This is a genomic window from Sphingomonas hominis (assembly GCF_013328205.1).
Lineage (GTDB): Bacteria > Pseudomonadota > Alphaproteobacteria > Sphingomonadales > Sphingomonadaceae > Sphingomonas > Sphingomonas hominis.
This window is the reverse complement of record NZ_JABULH010000002.1, coordinates 527,157-541,249: the sequence shown is the minus strand read 5'-3', so window position 1 is coordinate 541,249 and position 14,093 is coordinate 527,157. Positions and strand designations below refer to the sequence as shown.

General features: G+C 65.2%; 23 protein-coding genes. All 23 read right to left on the bottom strand.

Annotation, left to right across the window (positions count from 1 at the left end; genetic code table 11):
- Positions 1-28 precede the first annotated feature (28 nt).
- Positions 29-547, bottom strand: a complete 519-nt coding sequence (gene rplO / locus HRV97_RS07665) for a 50S ribosomal protein L15 (protein ID WP_174193549.1) — start codon at positions 545-547, stop codon at positions 29-31.
- Positions 548-645: 98 nt separating this feature from the next.
- Complete coding sequence (rpmD, locus tag HRV97_RS07660) at positions 646-825, bottom strand: 50S ribosomal protein L30 (protein ID WP_174193547.1); 180 nt, start codon at positions 823-825, stop codon at positions 646-648.
- Between the two features lie 6 nt (positions 826-831).
- Positions 832-1,665 carry a 30S ribosomal protein S5 gene (gene rpsE / locus HRV97_RS17365; RefSeq protein WP_246248590.1) on the bottom strand — a complete coding sequence of 278 codons (834 nt, stop codon included), beginning with the start codon at positions 1,663-1,665 and terminating at the stop codon, positions 832-834.
- A gap of 4 nt (positions 1,666-1,669) precedes the next feature.
- Positions 1,670-2,026 (bottom strand): 50S ribosomal protein L18, encoded by a 357-nt coding sequence (rplR, locus tag HRV97_RS07650; RefSeq protein ID WP_174193545.1) that lies wholly within the window; start codon positions 2,024-2,026, stop codon positions 1,670-1,672.
- Positions 2,023-2,556: a 50S ribosomal protein L6 gene (rplF, locus tag HRV97_RS07645; RefSeq protein ID WP_174193543.1), complete on the bottom strand. Its 534-nt coding sequence runs from the start codon at positions 2,554-2,556 to the stop codon at positions 2,023-2,025. Before rplF ends, rplR begins: the two co-directional genes overlap by 4 nt.
- Positions 2,556-2,951, bottom strand: a complete 396-nt coding sequence (gene rpsH, locus HRV97_RS07640) for a 30S ribosomal protein S8 (protein ID WP_174193541.1) — start codon at positions 2,949-2,951, stop codon at positions 2,556-2,558. Before rpsH ends, rplF begins: the two co-directional genes overlap by 1 nt.
- A gap of 11 nt (positions 2,952-2,962) precedes the next feature.
- Positions 2,963-3,268, bottom strand: coding sequence for a 30S ribosomal protein S14 (gene rpsN / locus HRV97_RS07635; RefSeq protein WP_026325812.1), 306 nt, complete (start codon positions 3,266-3,268; stop codon positions 2,963-2,965).
- Positions 3,269-3,286: 18 nt separating this feature from the next.
- Positions 3,287-3,874: a 50S ribosomal protein L5 gene (gene rplE / locus HRV97_RS07630; protein ID WP_174193539.1), complete on the bottom strand. Its 588-nt coding sequence runs from the start codon at positions 3,872-3,874 to the stop codon at positions 3,287-3,289.
- Complete coding sequence (gene rplX / locus HRV97_RS07625; RefSeq protein ID WP_246248589.1) at positions 3,867-4,190, bottom strand: 50S ribosomal protein L24; 324 nt, start codon at positions 4,188-4,190, stop codon at positions 3,867-3,869. The genes rplE and rplX overlap by 8 nt, the downstream gene beginning before the upstream one ends.
- Entirely contained in the window at positions 4,190-4,558 is a 369-nt protein-coding gene (rplN, locus tag HRV97_RS07620; protein ID WP_019516022.1) for a 50S ribosomal protein L14, read from the bottom strand. The genes rplX and rplN overlap by 1 nt, the downstream gene beginning before the upstream one ends.
- A 250-nt stretch (positions 4,559-4,808) precedes the next feature.
- Positions 4,809-5,081: a 30S ribosomal protein S17 gene (gene rpsQ / locus HRV97_RS07615; RefSeq protein ID WP_019516021.1), complete on the bottom strand. Its 273-nt coding sequence runs from the start codon at positions 5,079-5,081 to the stop codon at positions 4,809-4,811.
- Between the two features lie 13 nt (positions 5,082-5,094).
- Positions 5,095-5,301: a 50S ribosomal protein L29 gene (gene rpmC, locus HRV97_RS07610; RefSeq protein ID WP_174193537.1), complete on the bottom strand. Its 207-nt coding sequence runs from the start codon at positions 5,299-5,301 to the stop codon at positions 5,095-5,097.
- 1 nt (position 5,302) lies between these two features.
- A complete protein-coding gene (gene rplP / locus HRV97_RS07605) occupies positions 5,303-5,737 on the bottom strand; it encodes a 50S ribosomal protein L16 (RefSeq protein ID WP_019516019.1) in 435 nt (144 codons plus the stop codon).
- 15 nt (positions 5,738-5,752) lie between these two features.
- Positions 5,753-6,460: a 30S ribosomal protein S3 gene (rpsC, locus tag HRV97_RS07600; protein WP_174193535.1), complete on the bottom strand. Its 708-nt coding sequence runs from the start codon at positions 6,458-6,460 to the stop codon at positions 5,753-5,755.
- The gene (gene rplV, locus HRV97_RS07595; RefSeq protein WP_174193533.1) at positions 6,460-6,837 is read right to left on the bottom strand and encodes a 50S ribosomal protein L22; all 378 of its coding nucleotides are present in this window, start codon (positions 6,835-6,837) and stop codon (positions 6,460-6,462) included. The genes rpsC and rplV overlap by 1 nt, the downstream gene beginning before the upstream one ends.
- Entirely contained in the window at positions 6,837-7,112 is a 276-nt protein-coding gene (gene rpsS, locus HRV97_RS07590) for a 30S ribosomal protein S19 (protein WP_019516016.1), read from the bottom strand. The genes rplV and rpsS overlap by 1 nt, the downstream gene beginning before the upstream one ends.
- The gene (rplB, locus tag HRV97_RS07585; protein WP_174193530.1) at positions 7,112-7,945 is read right to left on the bottom strand and encodes a 50S ribosomal protein L2; all 834 of its coding nucleotides are present in this window, start codon (positions 7,943-7,945) and stop codon (positions 7,112-7,114) included. Before rplB ends, rpsS begins: the two co-directional genes overlap by 1 nt.
- A gap of 1 nt (position 7,946) precedes the next feature.
- The gene (locus HRV97_RS07580; protein WP_019516014.1) at positions 7,947-8,261 is read right to left on the bottom strand and encodes a 50S ribosomal protein L23; all 315 of its coding nucleotides are present in this window, start codon (positions 8,259-8,261) and stop codon (positions 7,947-7,949) included.
- On the bottom strand, positions 8,254-8,868 hold the full coding sequence (gene rplD, locus HRV97_RS07575) for a 50S ribosomal protein L4 (RefSeq protein ID WP_174193528.1): 615 nt from the start codon (positions 8,866-8,868) through the stop codon (positions 8,254-8,256). Before rplD ends, HRV97_RS07580 begins: the two co-directional genes overlap by 8 nt.
- A 2-nt stretch (positions 8,869-8,870) precedes the next feature.
- A complete protein-coding gene (gene rplC / locus HRV97_RS07570) occupies positions 8,871-9,623 on the bottom strand; it encodes a 50S ribosomal protein L3 (RefSeq protein WP_174193525.1) in 753 nt (250 codons plus the stop codon).
- Positions 9,624-9,920: 297 nt separating this feature from the next.
- Complete coding sequence (rpsJ, locus tag HRV97_RS07565) at positions 9,921-10,229, bottom strand: 30S ribosomal protein S10 (protein WP_019516011.1); 309 nt, start codon at positions 10,227-10,229, stop codon at positions 9,921-9,923.
- Between the two features lie 210 nt (positions 10,230-10,439).
- Positions 10,440-11,636, bottom strand: coding sequence for an elongation factor Tu (gene tuf, locus HRV97_RS07560; protein ID WP_174193523.1), 1,197 nt, complete (start codon positions 11,634-11,636; stop codon positions 10,440-10,442).
- 219 nt (positions 11,637-11,855) lie between these two features.
- Positions 11,856-13,949 carry an elongation factor G gene (gene fusA / locus HRV97_RS07555; protein WP_174193521.1) on the bottom strand — a complete coding sequence of 698 codons (2,094 nt, stop codon included), beginning with the start codon at positions 13,947-13,949 and terminating at the stop codon, positions 11,856-11,858.
- Positions 13,950-14,093 lie beyond the last annotated feature (144 nt).

The following is a 14,093-nucleotide window of genomic DNA, read 5'->3' as shown; positions in this document are numbered from 1 at the left end:
CCCCGGCAGCGTGGCCGGGGCGCAACAATCACGCGCGCGGGGCGGCGCGGCCGGTGCGGTGCTTGGCCTTGGCCTTCTCCGCGGCCGGCACGATCTCGGGCACGTTGACCGAGCCACCGGCCTTCTCGACCGCTTCACGCGCGCCGGCGGAGACGCCTGCCACGGTGAAGTTCAGCGCCGAGGTCAACTCGCCCTTGCCGAGCAGACGCACGCCGTCCTTGCCACCGCGCGCCAAGCCGGCCGCCTTCAGCGCCGCATGGTCGATGTCGGTCGCGGTCAGCTTGCCCGACTCGATCGCCTTCTGGATCGCGCCCAGGTTCACCTCGGCATAATCCTTGGCGAAGATGTTGTTGAAGCCGCGCTTCGGCAGACGCATGTGGAGCGGCATTTGGCCGCCCTCGAAGCCGGCGATCGAGACGCCTTCGCGGCTCTTCTGACCCTTCTGGCCGCGGCCGGCGGTCTTGCCCTTGCCCGAGCCGATGCCACGGCCCACGCGCATGCGGGACTTGCGGGCACCTTCGTTGTCGCGGAGTTCGTTGAGCTTCATGAAATGCACTCGCTTTCGCTTTTGTCGCGCTAAAGGAAAAGGAAGGGGGCCGCTTAGCCCCCTTCCCTTATTCTGTCACCGATAAAGGTGAGGAAGGCTCAGCCCTCCTGCACCTCGACCATGTGGTGCACCTTGCGGATCATCCCGCGGACCTCGGGGCTGTCCTGCAGCTCCGAGACCTTGTGCATCTTGTTGAGGCCGAGGCCGATCAGCGTCGCGCGCTGGTCGCCGGTGCGGCGGATCGGCGAGCCGGTCTGCTTGATCTTGATGGTCGCCATGTCTGGTTACTCCACGATCGCCGCGGCTTCGGCCTCGGCGGTCTGCGCGTCAGCGCCGGCGCCGCGACCGAGCAGGTCCGCGATCTTCTTGCCGCGGCGCTGTGCGACGGCCTTGGGCGAGGTCTGCTCGCCCAGTGCCTCGAACGTCGCGCGGATCATGTTGTACGGGTTGGACGTGCCGACCGACTTGGTCACGACGTCGTGAACGCCCAGGCTCTCGAAGATGGCGCGCATCGGGCCGCCCGCGATGATCCCGGTGCCCGACGGTGCCGAGCGGACCGTCACGCGGCCTGCGCCGAAGTGACCGTTGCCGTCATGGTGCAGCGTGCGGCCTTCCTTGAGCGGAACGCGCAGCATCTTCTTCTTCGCCGCGGCCGTCGCCTTCGAGATTGCCTCCGGCACCTCGCGCGCCTTGCCGTGACCGAAGCCCACGCGGCCCTTGCCGTCGCCGACGACGACGAGCGCTGCGAAGCCGAAGCGCTTGCCGCCCTTCACCGTCTTCGACACGCGGTTGATGTGGACGAGCTTCTCGATCAACTCCTCGCCACCATCGTCCTGCCCGCCACGACGGTCGTCACGACGACCACCGGGGCCGCCACGACCACCACGGTTGTTGCCGCCCGGACCACCGCGACCGCGGTTGCCACCCGGACCGCCACGACCGCCACCCTGGCCGCCGCGGTTGCCGCCACCCTGACCGCCGCCGTAGCCGCCGCCCTGGTTGCCGCCACCCTGGCCGCCATTGGCCTGGCCACCGGCGTTGGTGCCGGCGCTCTGGCCGGCGTCCTGCGGCGCGGTTGCCGCCATCGGCTCGCCCGCCTGCTGGTTCTCGTCTGCCATGTTCTTAGAACTCCAGTCCGGCTTCACGCGCGGCTTCCGCCAACGCCTTCACCCGGCCGTGAAAAAGGAAGCCGCCACGATCGAACACGACCTGCGTCACGCCCGCCGCCTTGGCCTTCTCGGCTACGCGACGACCGACGTCGGTTGCGGCCGAGATGTTGGCGCCCGACGTGTCGCGCACGTCCTTCTCCAGCGTCGAAGCCGAAGCCACCGTGCGGCCGGCCTCGTCGTCAATGACCTGCGCGTAGATGTGCTTGCCCGAACGGTGAACCGACAGGCGCGGACGCGTACCCGCGCGCGCGCGCAGCGCGGTGCGGTTGCGGCGACGCCGCTTCTCGAAAAGCGAAAGGCCCTTGGTCACTTCTTCTTTCCTTCCTTACGGAAGATGAACTCGCCGTCGTACTTGATGCCCTTGCCCTTGTACGGCTCCGGCTTGCGCCAGCGGCGGATCTCGGCGGCGAGCTGGCCCACCTTCTGCTTGTCCGCACCGCTGATCTCGACGGTGGTGGCGTCCGGCGTCTTCACCTCGATGCCCTCGGGCACGTCGATGTTGACGTCGTGGCTGTAGCCGAGCTGCAGCTTCAGGTTGCGGCCCTGTGCAGCAGCACGGTAGCCGACGCCGGTGATGACCAGCTTCTTGGAAAAGCCCGTCGTCACGCCCGTCACCAGGTTCTGCACCAGCGTACGCTGCATGCCCCAGAACGCGCGCGCGCGCTTCGTGTCGTTTGCCGGCTGCACCGAGATGCCGTCCTGCTGGACGTCATAGGTGATCTCGTCGGCGAGCGGCATGGTGAGGGTGCCCTTGGGACCCTTCACGCTCAGCACGCGGCCGGCGATGTCGGCGGAAACGCCGGCAGGAACCGGAACTGCCTTTTTACCGATGCGGCTCATCAGAACACCTCCGCCAGCACTTCGCCACCGACGTTCTGCTCGCGTGCCTCGGCATCCGAGAGCACGCCGCGCGGCGTCGAGACGATGGTGATGCCCAGGCCGTTCATCACGCGGGGAAGCTCCTGGCTGCCCGAGTAGACGCGGCGGCCGGGCTTCGAGACACGCGCCACGTGCTTGATCGCGGGCTGGCCTTCGAAATACTTGAGCTCGATGCGGACGCCCTTGGCGGGGCCCATCTCTTCGTCGCTGTAGCCACGGATGTAGCCTTCGCGCTGGAGCACATCGAGAACGCGGATCCGCAGCTTGCTGGCGGGCGACAGGACGCTGTCCTTGCGCGCGCGCTGGCCGTTGCGGATGCGGGTGAGCAAATCACCCAGGGGATCGGTCACTGCCATCTGTCGTGTCCTTACCAGCTCGACTTCGTGAGGCCGGGGATCAGGCCCTTGTTGGCCAGATCACGCAGCATGACGCGAGCGAGACGGAACTTGCGGTAATAAGCGCGCGGGCGCCCGGTGATCTCGCAACGGTTGCGGATGCGGGTCGGGTTCGCGTTGCGCGGCAGCTCGGACATCTTGAGACGCGCGATGAGACGCTCGGTCTCATCGAGCGACTCGTCGTTCGCGATCGCCTTCAGCTTCGCGAACTTCGGGGCATATTGCTTGACGAGCTTCTTGCGACGCTCGTTCTTGTTCACGGAACTCAGTTTCGCCATGGACTTAAGCTCTCTTTGTTACGCAGCCTGACGCGGCGCTTCGGCCGAGTCATCTTCCTGCGGGAACGGGAAGCCGAACAAACGGAGCAGCTCGCGCGCCTCGTCGTCGGTCTTCGCGCTGGTCGTGACGATCACGTCCATGCCGCGCACCTTGTCGATGCGGTCATAGTTGATCTCGGGGAACACAATCTGCTCCTTAATGCCGCACGCATAGTTGCCACGGCCGTCGAAGCTCTTCGGGTTGAGTCCGCGAAAGTCGCGGACGCGGGGAAGCGCGATCGTGATGAAGCGGTCGAGGAACTCGTACATGCGCTCGCGACGCAGCGTCACCTTGACGCCGATCGGCATACCTTCACGCAGCTTGAACTGCGCGATCGACTTCTTCGCCTTGGTGATGACAGGCTTCTGGCCGGCGATCAGCTCCATCTCGGACGCTGCCTGCTCGACCTTCTTCTTGTCCTGGGTCGCCTCACCGACGCCCATGTTGAGCACGATCTTCTCGATCCGCGGAACCTCGAGCACGTTCTTGTACCCGAACTTCTCGGTCATCGCCTTCGCGATCGAGTCGTCGTACATCGACTTCATGCGGGGCTTGTAATCAGCCATCGATCTTGCTCCCGGTCTTGACCGCGACGCGGACCTTCTTCCCGTCCTGCATCTCGTAACGCACGCGCGTCGGCTTGCCGTCGGCGGTCACGTGCGCGACCTTGGAGACGTGCAGCGGCGCTTCGATGCGCTCCAGGCCGCCCTGCGGCTGCGCCTGGCTCGGCTTGCGGTGGCGGGTCGCGACGTTGATGCCGCCGACCACGACCTTCTGGTCGCGCGGGCTGGCGAGCGTGACCGTACCGGTCTTGCCCTTGTCCTTGCCCGACAGGACGATGACCTGATCACCCTTCTTGATCTTCATCTTCACGTTGCTCATCACAGCACCTCCGGCGCCAGGCTGATGACCTTCATGTGGCCGCGGCCACGCAGCTCGCGCACGACCGGCCCGAAGATACGGGTGCCGATCGGCTCCTCGTTCTTGTTGACCAGCACCGCGGCATTGCCGTCGAAGCGGATCACCGAGCCATCGGCGCGGCGAATGTCCTTGGCGGTACGCACGATCACGGCGCGGTGAACGTCGCCCTTCTTCACGCGGCCGCGCGGCTGTGCTTCCTTGACGGAGACGACGATGATGTCGCCCACGCCGGCCGTACGACGCTTGGAGCCGCCCAGCACCTTGATGCACTGCACACGCTTCGCGCCGCTGTTGTCAGCGACGTCGAGGTTCGACTGCATCTGGATCATTGACCCAATTCCTTGTCCAATGGGGTGGATACCGACCCAACCCCGCCCAAAATAACGACCCCCGGCGCGGGCGACCGTTCTGGACGGGCCTGCACCAGGGGGAGCGGTCCGGTAACCGCCCCGGCGACGAAACGCAAGCCCGCGGTGGACCTACGCCTCGATCGCTACGTCGCCCCTTCGTTCGCTCATGTGGTCTCTGCACGAAGCAGACCCTGCACGAAACGAGCCAAGGGCTCTCACGCCCGACGCATTATGCGTCGACGTCGACCCGTTCCGGCGTCGCATGGGTGTTGACCCGCTCGACCACCTTCCAGTTCTTGAGCTTCGACATCGGCGCAGTCTCTTCGATGCGCACGGTCTCGCCCTGCTTGTACTCGTTCGCCTCGTCATGGGCGTGGTACTTCTTCGAACGGCGGATGATCTTGCCGTAGAGCGGGTGCTTGACCTTGCGCTCCACGTTGACGACCACCGTCTTCTCGCCCTTGTCCGAGACGATCACCCCGGTCAGCACGCGCTTCGGCATGTCTCTCGTCCTCTTACTTGCCAGCGGCAGCGTTGCGCTGCGCCTGCTGGGTCTTGATGCGGGCGATGTCCTTGCGGACCTCGCGCACGCGGCTCGGCTTCTCGAGCTGGTTGGTCGCCGCCTGAAAGCGCAGGTTGAACTGCTCGCGCTTCAGCAGGCCCAGGTTCTCGCCGAGCTGGTCATCGGTCTGACCAGCGAAATCGCTCTTGTTCTTCGCCATCTTACTCGCCTCCCAGGTGCGACGTGTCGCCCAGACGCGCCACCACCTTGGTCTTGATCGGCAGCTTCATCGCGGCGCGCTCGAACGCCTCCGCGGCGATCTTGCCCTCGACGCCGTCGAGTTCGAACAGGATCCGGCCCGGCTTGACGCGGGCGGCCCAGAACTCCGGCGAACCCTTGCCCGAGCCCATGCGGACTTCGGCCGGCTTCGACGAAACGGGAACGTCCGGGAAGATGCGGATCCAGAGACGGCCCTGGCGCTTGATGTGACGCGTGATCGCGCGGCGAGCCGCCTCGATCTGACGCGCGGTGATGCGTTCCGGCTCCATCGCCTTCAGCCCGTACGAGCCGAAGTTGAGGGCCGTGCCGCCCTTGGCGTCGCCGTGGATACGGCCCTTGAACGCCTTGCGGAACTTGGTGCGCTTTGGTTGCAGCATGTTCTGTCCTAAGCCTTAGCGGCGATCGTCGCGCGCGGGGCGCACGCCGGAGGTCTGGGCCTCCATCATCAGCCGGTCCTGCGCCATCGGGTCGTGGCCGAGGATCTCGCCCTTGAACACCCACACCTTGACGCCGCACACACCGTAAGCGGTGTGCGCCTGCGCTTCGGCATAGTCGAGGTTGGCGCGCAGCGTGTGCAGCGGCACCCGGCCCTCACGATAGCTCTCCGAACGCGCGATCTCGGCGCCGCCCAGGCGGCCACCGCAGGCAACGCGGATGCCATCGGCACCCAGGCGCATCGCCGACTGCACCGCGCGCTTCATCGCACGACGGAAGGCGATACGACGCTCGAGCTGATCGGCGATACCCTGCGCGACGAGCTTGGCGTCGACCTCGGGCTTACGGATCTCGACGATGTTCAGCGACACGTCGGATGCCGTCATGCCACCGATCACCTTGCGCAGACGCTCGATGTCGGTGCCCTTCTTGCCGATGATCACGCCGGGGCGTGCAGCGAAGACGGAGATGCGGCACAGCTTGGCCGGACGCTCGATCACCACCTTGGAGATCGCCGCCTGCGGCAGCGTCTTCATGATGTAGCTGCGGATCTTCAGATCCTCCAGCAACAGGCGACCGTAATCCTGACCTTCCGCGAACCAGCGGCTGTCCCAGGTGCGGTTGATCTGCAGGCGCAGACCGATGGGGTTGCTCTTGTGACCCATTAGGCTTCTTCCTGCTCGCGCACGACGATCCGCAACCGCGAGAACGGCTTCAGGATGCGGGTGGACTTGCCGCGGCCGCGCGTGGCGAACCGCTTCATGGTGATCGACTTGCCGACCGACGCCTCGGCGACGACGAGCGCGTCAACGTCGAGGTTGTGGTTGTTCTCGGCGTTGGCGATCGCGGATGCGAGCACCTTGCGCGCGTCCACGGCCATCGCCTTGGTCGAGAACTGCAGGATGTTCAGCGCGTCACCGACCTTGCGGCCGCGGATCAGGCCCGCGACCAGGTTGAGCTTCTGCGCCGATCCGCGGATCTGCGTGCCGACGGACAAGGCTTCCTTGTCGCCGACCTTGCGAGGGGATGCTGGCTTCGACATCAGCGCTTGCCCTTCTTGTCAGCCGCGTGACCCGGGAAATAACGGGTCGGCGCGAATTCGCCGAGCTTCATGCCGACCATGTCCTCGTTGATCGAGACGGGCACGAATTTGCGGCCATTGTACACGGTGAACGTCAGACCGACGAACTGCGGCAGGATGGTGGAGCGACGCGACCAGGTCTTGATCGGTGCGCGGCCACCCGCGTCCTGCGCGGCTTCGGCCTTCTTGAGAAGGCTCAGTTCGACGAACGGGCCCTTCCAGACGGAGCGCGCCATTACTTCTTCCTCGCGTGACGGCTACGGATGATCATCTTGTCCGTAGACTTGTTGTGGCGGGTGCGCGCACCCTTGGTCGGCTTGCCCCAAGGCGTGACCGGATGACGGCCGCCCGAGGTCCGGCCTTCACCACCGCCGTGCGGGTGGTCAACCGGGTTCTTCGCAACACCGCGCGTCAGCGGGCGCTTGCCCATCCAGCGCGAACGACCGGCCTTGCCCAGGTTGGTGTTCTGGTTGTCCGGGTTGGACACCGCACCGACGGTCGCCATGCACTCGCCGCGAATGTAGCGTTGCTCGCCCGAGTTCAGACGAACGATCACCATGCCGCGGTCACGACCCACGACCTGCACGTAGGTGCCGGCCGAACGTGCGATCTGCCCACCCTTCATCGGCTTCATCTCCACGTTGTGGACGATGGTGCCGACGGGGACTTGACCGATCTCCATCGCGTTGCCGGGCTTGGTGTCGGTCTTCTTTGCCGCGATCACCTTGTCACCGACCGCGAGACGCTGCGGCGCAATGATGTAGGCCTGCTCGCCGTCCGCATAAGACACCAGCGCGATGAACGCGGTGCGGTTGGGATCGTATTCCAGCCGCTCGACCGTGCCCTCGGCGTCCCACTTGCGACGCTTGAAGTCGATGTGGCGATAGCGCTGCTTGTGGCCACCCGCGATGCCGCGGCTGGTCACGTGGCCCTTGTTGTTGCGGCCGCCGGTCTTCGACTTGCCCTCGGTCAGCGCCTTGACGGGCTTGCCCTTCCACAGCGACGACTTGTCGACGAGGATCAGGCCGCGCTGCGCGGGCGAGGTCGGATTGAAATGCTTGAGTGCCATCTTACTTGGCCCCCTCGGTGACGTCGATCGACTGACCCTCGGTAAGGGTCACGATCGCCTTCTTCATGTCCGAACGCTGATAGGGTGCACCCTTCCAGCGCTTGGTCTTGCCCTTCTGCACGATCGTGTTCACGCTCTTCACGGACACGTCGAACAGCGCCTCGACCGCTGCCTTGATCTCCGGCTTGGTTGCCTTGTTCGCGACCTTGAACACAACTGCGTTCTGCTCGGAGAGAAGGGTTGCCTTCTCGGTGATGTGCGGCGCGACAATCACGTCATAGTGACGGTTGTCGATCGCCTTTGCCTGCTTAGCCATTGAAGCGAGCCTCCAGCTTCTCGACCGCCGCGCGGGTCAGGACCAGCGTGTCAGCCTTGATGATGTCGTAGACGTTCGCGCCCACCGCGGGGAGCAGGTCGACGCCGACGAGGTTGCGACCGGCGCGGAAGCCCTCGCCCGAGTCACCGTCGATGACCAGCGTGCGCTTGCCGGCGTTGAGCGTCGCGAAGTGACCCTTCAGCTCTGCGGTCTTGGCGACCGAGAAGCCGTCGAGGACGATCAGCGAGCCGTTCTTTGCGTGGCTCGACAGCGCCATCTTCAGACCCAGCGCGCGAACCTTCTTGTTCAGCCCCGGATTGAAGTCGCGGACGCGGGCGCCGTGCGCCTTACCACCGCCGATGAACACCGGCGCGCGGCGATCGCCGTGACGTGCCGTACCGCCGCCCTTCTGGCGACCGAACTTCTTGCCGGTGAGGGCAACGTCGGCGCGCTCACGCGTGCCGCGTGCGGTCGCACGGCGCTTCTCGAGCTGCCAGGTCACGACGCGGTGCAGGATGTCGGCACGCGGATCGAGGCCGAAGACCTCGTCGTTGAGCTCGATCTCGCTCGCATCGGTGCCGGCAAAGGAGGAAACCTTGACCTTCACGTTCAGCCCTCCTGGCCGTCGGTCGCCTGCGTGTCGGCCGATATCTCGGCCGGCGTGTCCGCGGCGGTGTTGTTGTTGGCAGCCTGCTTCAGGCCGGCCGGGAACGGCGCGCTCTCGTGGCGATCCTGCTTGACCGCGTCCTTGACGAACAACCAGCCGCCCTTCGAGCCGGGCACCGAGCCCTTGACGAAGATCAGGCCACGCTCGACGTCGGTGCCGACGATCTCGAGGTTCTGCTGCGTGCGGTTCTTGTCGCCCATGTGGCCGGCCATCTTCTTGTTCTTGAAGACGCGACCCGGATCCTGGCGCTGACCGGTCGAACCGAGCGAACGGTGGCTGACCGACACGCCGTGCGTGGCGCGCAGACCGCCGAAGTTCCAGCGCTTCATACCGCCGGCAAAACCCTTGCCCTGCGTACGGCCCTGAATGTCGACGTACTGGCCGGCAACGTAGTGATCGGCGGCGAGCTCGGCGCCGACGTCGAGGAGGTTGTCCTCGGTCACGCGGAACTCGTGCACCACTGCCTTCGGCTCAACCTCGGCCTTGCCGAAGTGGCCGCGCTGCGGCTTGGAAACATTCTTGGCCTTGGCGCTGCCTGCGCCAAGCTGAACGGCGGTGTAGCCGTCACGGTCCATCTCGCGACGGGCGATGACCTGCAAGCCTTCGAGTTGCAGAACGGTGACGGGCACGTGCCGGCCATCATCCTGGAACAGGCGCGTCATGCCCATTTTCTTCGCGATCACGCCAGTGCGCATGATCTGTGCTCCTTGACAGAGGCACCCACGAGCCCATCCCGCAGGTGCTTGTGCCGTTCGCACTTTCGCACGAACGACGGTTCAACCCGGATAAGCGAAGCGTGCCCCCGTCCCGGGCTGGTCACCCCTTTTCAGGAGCGTGACGGGAGACGCTGTCCCGGAGGCGTTGCCGCCGGCGGTATCTCTTTGTTGTGGCAAGCCCCGCCGTGGCGGAGCCGTCACCGTCGTTCCCGTACCTGCGGAAACGACAAACCCGCGGGACTCACCAAGTTGGCGTCAACCGCGGGAGCCGGCGCATTAGGCCAGCTTGATCTCGACGTCAACACCGGCCGCGAGGTCGAGCTTCATCAGCGCGTCAACCGTCTGCGGGGTCGGCTGCACGATGTCGAGCATGCGCTTGTAGGTGCGCACCTCGAACTGCTCGCGGCTCTTCTTGTCAACGTGCGGGCCGCGGTTGACGGTGAACTTCTCGATGCGGGTCGGAAGCGGGATCGGGCCACGGATCAGCGCGCCGGTGCGGCGTGCGGTGTCGGCGATGTCGCCGGTCGCCTGGTCGAGCACGCGATGATCGAATGCCTTCAGGCGGATGCGGATGTTGGTGTCCATGTTCCCTACCGATGCGAAAGAGCGGGCCGCCGGAAGCGGCTCTTGCTGGTTTAAAAACGCGAATGACGTGACACACGAGCGCGGGCGGCGAGCCGCAGCGCGGGGGTGTCCCTACTTAAAAGCGAACGGCCCGCCCCGGTGTGAACCGGTGCGGGCCGCTTGCTGGTGACCGGTGGCGAACCACCGATCTCCGTATGGCTTGCGCCTATATTACTTGTCGATCGAGCTGACAACCCCTGCGCCGACGGTACGACCGCCCTCGCGGATGGTGAAGCGCTGGCCGACGTCCATTGCGATCGGCGCGATCAGCTTGATGCCGAGGGCAACGTTGTCGCCCGGCATCACCATCTCGGTGCCCTCGGGCAGCTCAACGGTGCCGGTCACGTCGGTCGTGCGGAAGTAGAACTGCGGACGATAGTTGGCGAAGAACGGCGTGTGACGGCCACCCTCGTCCTTCGACAGCACGTACACTTCCGACGCGAAGTCGGTGTGCGGCTTGATCGAGCCCGGCTTGCACAGCACCTGACCGCGCTCCACCTCGTCACGCGCCACGCCGCGGATCAGCGCACCGACGTTGTCGCCGGCCTGACCCTGGTCGAGCAGCTTGCGGAACATTTCGACGCCCGTGACCGTGGTCTTGCGGACGGTCGGGTGGATACCGACGATCTCGACTTCCTCGCCGACCTTCACCACGCCGGTCTCGACGCGGCCGGTGACGACGGTGCCGCGACCCGAGATCGAGAACACGTCCTCGATCGGCATCATGAACGGCTTGTCGAGCGGACGCTCCGGCTGCGGGATGTACTCGTCGACCTGAGCCATCAGCTCCATCACCGCGTCGGTGCCGAGCTTCTGGTCCGAACCCGACAGCGCGCAAGTGGCCGAGCCCTTGATGATCGGAATGTCGTCGCCCGGGAACTCGTACGAGCTCAGCAGCTCGCGGATTTCCAGCTCGACCAGCTCGAGGATTTCCTCGTCGTCGACCAGATCGACCTTGTTCATGAACACGACCATCGCCGGCACGCCGACCTGACGGGCGAGCAGGATGTGCTCGCGGGTCTGCGGCATCGGACCGTCGGTCGCCGACACGACCAGGATCGCGCCGTCCATCTGGGCGGCACCGGTGATCATGTTCTTCACGTAATCGGCGTGACCCGGGCAGTCGACGTGCGCGTAGTGGCGGTTCGCCGTCTCGTACTCGACGTGTGCGGTCGAGATCGTGATGCCGCGCTCGCGCTCTTCCGGCGCCTTGTCGATGTTTGCGAAGTCAACCGCCGCGTTACCCGCAACGTTCTCTGCCAGCACCTTGGTGATCGCCGCCGTCAGCGAGGTCTTGCCGTGGTCGACGTGACCGATGGTGCCGATGTTGAGGTGCGGCTTGGTCCGCTCAAACTTAGCCTTAGCCATTGTTTCCCTACCTTCTTGGATGTCACTGGAGCCGCACGCAGGACCCGCCGTGAAGGCGGCCCCATAGCGGCAGAATTCGTGTTGCGCAAACCCCTTGGCCGGGACCGTCCCGGTTACGGGGCGACGCGGAAGTGAATTCCGCGTCGTCGATCCTCGGGCAGGCCCGAGGTCGGCCGGCCTGCGGTCTCTCGGGAGCAGGTCGCCCTGCCCCCGTGCACCTTAGGCGAGCTTGGCCTTCACCTCGTCCGCCACGTTCTGCGGCACTTCGTCATAGTGCGAGAACTGCATCGAGTAGCTCGCGCGACCCTGCGTGAACGAGCGCAGCGAGTTCACGTAGCCGAACATGTTGGCCAGCGGGACCATCGCCTCGACCGTCTGCGCGTTGCCGCGGCTGTCGGTGCCCTGGATCTGACCACGACGGCTGTTCATGTCGCCGATCACGTCGCCGAGGTAATCCTCGGGCGTCACGACCTCGACCTTCATCACCGGCTCGAGCAGCGTGATGCCCGACTTCTGTGCCGCTTCGCGCATCGCGCCGCGCGCACAGATTTCGAACGCCAGCGCCGACGAGTCGACGTCGTGGTACGCGCCGTCATACAGCAGGATCTCGAAATCGATGATCGGGAAGCCGACCAGCGAGCCCGTGGCTGCCGTCTCACGGAAGCCCTTCTCGATCGCGGGGATATATTCCTTCGGAATGTTACCGCCCTTGATCTCGTCCTTGAAGATGATGCCTTCGCCGCGCTCGCCCGGCGTCAGCTTCACCTTCACGCGGCCGAACTGGCCGGTACCGCCCGACTGCTTCTTGTGCGTGTAGTCGATATCCACCGGCTTCTTGAGGTACTCGCGATACGCCACCTGCGGCGCACCGACGTTCGCCTCGACCTTGAACTCGCGCTTCATGCGATCGACCAGGATCTCGAGGTGGAGCTCGCCCATCCCCTTGATGATGGTTTGGCCCGATTCGTGATCGGTCGACACGCGGAACGAGGGATCCTCCGCAGCCAGGCGGTTGAGCGCGATGCCCATCTTTTCCTGGTCGGCCTTGGTCTTCGGCTCCACCGACAGCTCGATCACGGGCTCGGGGAATTCCATCCGCTCCAGGATGATCGGATGTGCCGGATCGCACAAAGTATCGCCGGTCGTCGTCTCCTTGAGGCCCGCGATCGCGACGATGTCGCCCGCGCGTGCCTCATCGATGTCCTCACGCGAGTTCGCGTGCATCAGGAGCATACGGCCGATCTTCTCCTTCTTGTCCTTCACCGAGTTCAGGTAACCACCCTTGGTGAGGACGCCCGAGTAGATACGGGCAAAAGTGAGCGAGCCGACGAACGGGTCGTTCATGATCTTGAACGCCAGTGCCGAGAACGGCGCCTCGTCAGACGACGGACGCGAATCTTCGGTGACGCCGTCGAGCTTGACGCCGTTGATCGCGGGCACGTCGAGCGGGCTGGGCAGGAAGTCGACCACCGCGTCGAGCAGGGGCTGCACGCCCTTGTTCTTGAACGCCGAGCCGCACACGACCGGCACGAACGACATATTCAGCGTGCCCTTGCGGATCAGCGCCTTCAGCGTCTTCGCGTCGGGCTCGTTGCCCTCCAGATACGCTTCCATCGCGTCGTCGTCCTGCTCAACGGCAAGCTCGATCAACTCGCTGCGATACTTCTCGGCCTTCTCGACCATGTCGTCGGGAATCGCCTGATATTCGAACTTCGCGCCCAGCGACTCTTCGAGCCAGATGATCGCGCGGTTCTCGACCAGGTCGACCAGGCCCTTGAAGCCACCCTCGATGCCGATCGGCAGGTACAGCACTGCGGGACGCGCACCCAGGCGATCGATGATCGACTGCACGCAGAAGTAGAAATCGGCGCCGGTACGGTCGAGCTTGTTGACGAAGCACATGCGCGGCACGCCGTACTTGTCCGCCTGACGCCACACCGTCTCAGACTGCGGCTCAACGCCGGCAACGCCGTCGAAGCACGCCACCGCGCCGTCGAGCACGCGCAGCGAACGCTCGACTTCGATCGTGAAATCGACGTGGCCCGGCGTGTCGATGATGTTGATCAGATGCTCGGGGCCGTTGCCTTCCTCGGCCTTCCACTTGCAGGTCGTCGCGGCCGACGTGATCGTGATGCCGCGCTCCTGCTCCTGCTCCATCCAGTCCATCGTCGCGGTGCCCTCGTGGACCTCGCCGATCTTGTAGGACTTGCCGGTGTAATAAAGAATACGCTCGGTCGTCGTCGTCTTGCCGGCATCGATGTGGGCCATGATGCCGATGTTACGATAAAGTTCGAGCGGATGGCTGCGGGCCATGATGCTTCACTCCTGTGCCGGATCAGCCCGGCGATGCCAACGTTTGCGAGGTCGCCCCCTAGCCGTTCGGGCCGAGCTTGTCCAAGCTCGACCCTACACCTCCGTCGCGGAGGAAAACGGCTATCGGGAGTGCGGGCGAACCCG

Excerpts from the sequence above, each read along its gene's own strand:
- rplO (WP_174193549.1), bottom strand. The coding sequence starts at position 547 with ATGAAGCTCAACGAACTCCGCGACAACGAAGGTGCCCGCAAGTCCCGC.
- rpmD (WP_174193547.1), bottom strand. The coding sequence starts at position 825 with ATGGCGACCATCAAGATCAAGCAGACCGGCTCGCCGATCCGCCGCACC.
- rpsE (WP_246248590.1), bottom strand. The coding sequence starts at position 1,665 with ATGGCAGACGAGAACCAGCAGGCGGGCGAGCCGATGGCGGCAACCGCG.
- rplF (WP_174193543.1), bottom strand. The coding sequence starts at position 2,556 with ATGAGCCGCATCGGTAAAAAGGCAGTTCCGGTTCCTGCCGGCGTTTCC.
- rpsH (WP_174193541.1), bottom strand. The coding sequence starts at position 2,951 with ATGGCAGTGACCGATCCCCTGGGTGATTTGCTCACCCGCATCCGCAAC.
- rpsN (WP_026325812.1), bottom strand. The coding sequence starts at position 3,268 with ATGGCGAAACTGAGTTCCGTGAACAAGAACGAGCGTCGCAAGAAGCTC.
- rplE (WP_174193539.1), bottom strand. The coding sequence starts at position 3,874 with ATGGCTGATTACAAGCCCCGCATGAAGTCGATGTACGACGACTCGATC.
- rplX (WP_246248589.1), bottom strand. The coding sequence starts at position 4,190 with ATGAGCAACGTGAAGATGAAGATCAAGAAGGGTGATCAGGTCATCGTC.
- rplN (WP_019516022.1), bottom strand. The coding sequence starts at position 4,558 with ATGATCCAGATGCAGTCGAACCTCGACGTCGCTGACAACAGCGGCGCG.
- rpsQ (WP_019516021.1), bottom strand. The coding sequence starts at position 5,081 with ATGCCGAAGCGCGTGCTGACCGGGGTGATCGTCTCGGACAAGGGCGAG.
- rpmC (WP_174193537.1), bottom strand. The coding sequence starts at position 5,301 with ATGGCGAAGAACAAGAGCGATTTCGCTGGTCAGACCGATGACCAGCTC.
- rplP (WP_019516019.1), bottom strand. The coding sequence starts at position 5,737 with ATGCTGCAACCAAAGCGCACCAAGTTCCGCAAGGCGTTCAAGGGCCGT.
- rpsC (WP_174193535.1), bottom strand. The coding sequence starts at position 6,460 with ATGGGTCACAAGAGCAACCCCATCGGTCTGCGCCTGCAGATCAACCGC.
- rplV (WP_174193533.1), bottom strand. The coding sequence starts at position 6,837 with ATGTCGAAGCCAGCATCCCCTCGCAAGGTCGGCGACAAGGAAGCCTTG.
- rpsS (WP_019516016.1), bottom strand. The coding sequence starts at position 7,112 with ATGGCGCGCTCCGTCTGGAAGGGCCCGTTCGTCGAACTGAGCCTTCTC.
- rplB (WP_174193530.1), bottom strand. The coding sequence starts at position 7,945 with ATGGCACTCAAGCATTTCAATCCGACCTCGCCCGCGCAGCGCGGCCTG.
- HRV97_RS07580 (WP_019516014.1), bottom strand. The coding sequence starts at position 8,261 with ATGGCTAAGCAGGCAAAGGCGATCGACAACCGTCACTATGACGTGATT.
- rplC (WP_174193525.1), bottom strand. The coding sequence starts at position 9,623 with ATGCGCACTGGCGTGATCGCGAAGAAAATGGGCATGACGCGCCTGTTC.
- rpsJ (WP_019516011.1), bottom strand. The coding sequence starts at position 10,229 with ATGGACACCAACATCCGCATCCGCCTGAAGGCATTCGATCATCGCGTG.
- tuf (WP_174193523.1), bottom strand. The coding sequence starts at position 11,636 with ATGGCTAAGGCTAAGTTTGAGCGGACCAAGCCGCACCTCAACATCGGC.
- fusA (WP_174193521.1), bottom strand. The coding sequence starts at position 13,949 with ATGGCCCGCAGCCATCCGCTCGAACTTTATCGTAACATCGGCATCATG.